The following is a 3,359-nucleotide window of genomic DNA, read 5'->3' as shown; positions in this document are numbered from 1 at the left end:
GAGCAGAACAAACTTTATTATAAACGCTTCATACGCGAGTTTTTGACGGCACATGGTTTATCACAAGACGAACTAGATCCTTCAGTATTTAAAAGACAGCTTTCTTTAAATGAACCTAATGAATGCCCACCATTGCATATCATACATGATGTCACAAATAAACGGTATCCCTTTGAACAACTTAGTCGACCTTTTACAAAGGAATGTGAAGATAATAACATTCCAATCACCCTCAGTTTACATGGAGGTAGTAAAAGCTATTCTTCGTTTATCCATCCGGCACTAAAGTTTTTTAAGAAAACTGAAATGAAACTGTAGCTCCTCTTGCCCCTAGGTCAAGAGGGAAGATACATAGGAGGGATACAGATGGAACGTGTTTGTGTCACAGGTGCATTAGGTTTTATAGGATTTCATTTATGCAATCGACTGTTGAATGAAGGAATCGAAGTGATTGCTGTAGATCATATACAAAAAGACCGTACATTAGAAGAGGAAGAAATGGAACTTAGAATGGGGAGGAATGCCCACTATCATTTGCTTAAACTAACATTGGATTCACTTCATACTATAAATGATTTCAATAAGATCGATGCAATCTTTCATATAGCTGCAAATGATCAACAACTATTAAAAGAAACAGTTGAATCAGAATTAGCTATGCTCGAAAAAATGATAAAAAAGCTTCCTGCATATACGACGCTCATTTATGCATCCAGTACAGAGGTGTACGGAGATCAGGAAGGAGAAATATCAGAATCAGCCCCTTTAAGGCCGGACACACTATTAGGTAAGCATAAACAAAAAATGGAAAAGAGAATTGCTCAGCTTTCAATGGAACAGTCAGTTCTATGCTCGATCGTACGAATTCCAGTAGTGTATGGACCTTGGCAACCAGAACATGTAGAAAAGGTCGATTATAACATGGCCATCTATATTTCAGATGCAGTAAATGGTCTTATGTTAGCGGCTATGAAAAAAAAGGGAAATGAGGTTTTTCACCTGCCTTCCTTTTTTGATGTTGATTGTTCAGAGCAACGTCCACAATCTTTAGAAGGTTCTTTTTTATCGACATCTAAGTCAGAAAATCAATTAGGATATAAGCCACAAGTTCGGGTGAAGGAAGGGCTTGCCAAATATAACGAGCATGTGAAACAATGGCAAAAGCAATGCGAGTTTCAAAAAGGAAGTGGCTAAGATGGAATTATTTCGCTCATTTATGGGTATCATTATTTTTGCGCTTTTTGCTTTGACTTCTTTTTTTATAGGTCAGATGCTATTCGGATTAACTGATGGCATAAGCGTGTTAATAGCGATTGTAATAGGGATTGGTGCTGAAGTGACTTACAGACGATTAAGTAATAAGAGGAACGATCAAAACAAAGACTCCTATTAAAAAGAGTCTTTTTTATTTTTAAATGTATGGGTAAAAAAAAGAAAGAAGAGGTTTGGCTTTATTTAAGCATCTTTTAAGACTAACCTACATGACGTGATTCACACCTATTTAAGTTCATAAGAAGAAAAAGGATGGCTCTTTGCAGCCATCCTTTTTTGTTTGTTTTTGTTACTTAAGATTGAGATTTATAAAATGAGTTTTCGTAGAATTTAATGTTTGGATATTTGTCGATGGCTGTTCTCATTTGGAAGTCATTATCAAAGAGAGCGACCATTCGGCCATCACGGTCTGTAACGAGATTTCGTTGCATTTTTTTGAACGTATTCATCTCACTCTCTGGTCCATCCACCCATCGTGCAAAGGAATAAGGAAGACGCTCTAATTGGATATCTACATGATATTCATTTTTTAGACGATGTTCTAACACTTCAAACTGCAGCACACCAACCACTCCGACAATTTGTTGTTCACTAAAACGATTGAAGGTCTTAAATAATTGAATAGCGCCTTCTTCAGTTAATTGTTGGAGGCCCTTCTCAAATGATTTATGCTTTAGAGCTTCTTTTACAGAAATAGCCGAGAAATACTCTGGTGAGAAGTGTGGCATCTCATCAAATTCAAATTCTTGTCCTTCAACTAATGTATCACCAATTCTAAACGTACCTGGATCAAAAAGTCCGATAATATCACCGGCGTGAGCCTCATCGACAATACTTCTACTTTGGGCTAAAAATTGTGTAGGCTGAGATAGCTTTAAATTCTTACCAAGCCTTACATGCTTTACTTGCATTCCTCGTTCGAATTTACCAGAAGTAATTCGTAGAAAAGCAACTCTGTCACGGTGAGCTGGATTCATATTAGCTTGAATTTTAAAGATAAATCCCGAAAAGCCTTTATGGGTAAGGGGGTCAATGATCCCCTTTGTACTTTCACGAGGTGTAGGCCATGGAGAAAGTTTGAGCATATGTTCAAGGAAAGTTTGAACACCGAAGCTCGAAATCGCACTACCAAAAAAGATTGGTGTTAACTCTCCATTTTTTACTTGATCAAGATCGAACTCATCTCCTGCGACATCTAAAAGCTCAAGTTCTTCTCTAAATTGAGCAACAAGGTCTTCGTCGTTTATTGCTTCATCTAGTTTAGGATCATCTGGTCCTGATAATTGAATGACATCAATATCTTTAGGATTTTCAGGATTGTACAATTCAAGCTTCTTATTATGGCGGTCATATACACCAGTAAAGGATTGCCCCATACCTATCGGCCAACCCATTGGGTAAGAACGAATACCTAATAAGTCTTCTAATTCCTCCATCAATTCAAATGGATCGCGTCCTTGGCGGTCAAGTTTATTCATAAATGTAAAGATCGGAATTCCGCGCATTTTACATACTTTAAATAGTTTCTTTGTTTGAGCCTCGACCCCTTTAGCGGCATCAATTAACATGGTTGCAGAATCAGCAGCCGTTAATGTTCGATACGTATCTTCACTAAAGTCCTCATGTCCAGGTGTGTCTAATATATTTACATGATATCCGTCATACAAAAACTCAAGTACGGAGCTTGTAACAGAAATACCACGTTGTTTCTCAATTTCCATCCAGTCACTCATAGCGTGTTTACTATTTTTGCGTCCTTTTACTGTTCCAGCTTCGCGGATAGCACCACCAAATAAAAGCAATTTTTCAGTAAGAGTTGTTTTACCAGCATCCGGATGGGAGATGATCGCAAATGTCCGTCTCGATTGTACGGCTTGGTTTTCTTTCATATTGAATTCCTCGTTTCTTCAAATCAGTATCATTTCATTATACCAGTCTTATGGAGGGGATTCATCCATTAAAAAGAGTTGTATGAGTCAATAATGTTTGATCCTACTTAATAACTATTTATATTCCAGGCTGAAATAAGAGAGTATCTTACAATTTGATTACAAAACGATWGATATGAGAAGTTTGGCAGGTGTTTA

3 protein-coding genes and 1 pseudogene are annotated in these 3,359 nt (G+C 37.3%); 3 read left to right on the top strand and 1 reads right to left on the bottom strand.

The window, feature by feature from the left end; all coding sequences use genetic code 11:
* The 3 genes and pseudogenes from AB685_RS31940 to AB685_RS28855 form a co-directional block, all read left to right on the top strand.
* Window positions 1-318 (top strand): annotated as a pseudogene (locus tag AB685_RS31940) (alpha/beta hydrolase); the annotation flags it as partial.
* A 48-nt stretch (window positions 319-366) separates the two neighbouring features.
* A complete protein-coding gene (locus tag AB685_RS28860; RefSeq protein WP_047974051.1) occupies window positions 367-1,194 on the top strand; it encodes an NAD(P)-dependent oxidoreductase in 828 nt (275 codons plus the stop codon).
* Between the two features lies 1 nt (window position 1,195).
* Window positions 1,196-1,393 (top strand): hypothetical protein, encoded by a 198-nt coding sequence (locus AB685_RS28855; RefSeq protein WP_047974050.1) that lies wholly within the window; start codon window positions 1,196-1,198, stop codon window positions 1,391-1,393.
* A 172-nt stretch (window positions 1,394-1,565) separates the two neighbouring features.
* On the opposite strand, the gene AB685_RS28850 is transcribed toward AB685_RS28855, so the two are convergent.
* Window positions 1,566-3,161: a peptide chain release factor 3 gene (locus tag AB685_RS28850; protein WP_047974049.1), complete on the bottom strand. Its 1,596-nt coding sequence runs from the start codon at window positions 3,159-3,161 to the stop codon at window positions 1,566-1,568.
* Between the last annotated feature and the right edge of the window lie 198 nt (window positions 3,162-3,359).

Source organism: Bacillus sp. LL01, assembly GCF_001037965.1.
This window is presented reverse-complemented; position numbering and strand designations above follow the sequence as displayed.

What these genes read in the sequence shown, in the direction of transcription:
- AB685_RS28850 (WP_047974049.1), bottom strand. Translation starts at nt 3,161, where the DNA reads ATGAAAGAAAACCAAGCCGTACAATCGAGACGGACATTTGCGATCATC.
- AB685_RS28860 (WP_047974051.1), top strand. Translation starts at nt 367, where the DNA reads ATGGAACGTGTTTGTGTCACAGGTGCATTAGGTTTTATAGGATTTCAT.
- AB685_RS28855 (WP_047974050.1), top strand. Translation starts at nt 1,196, where the DNA reads ATGGAATTATTTCGCTCATTTATGGGTATCATTATTTTTGCGCTTTTT.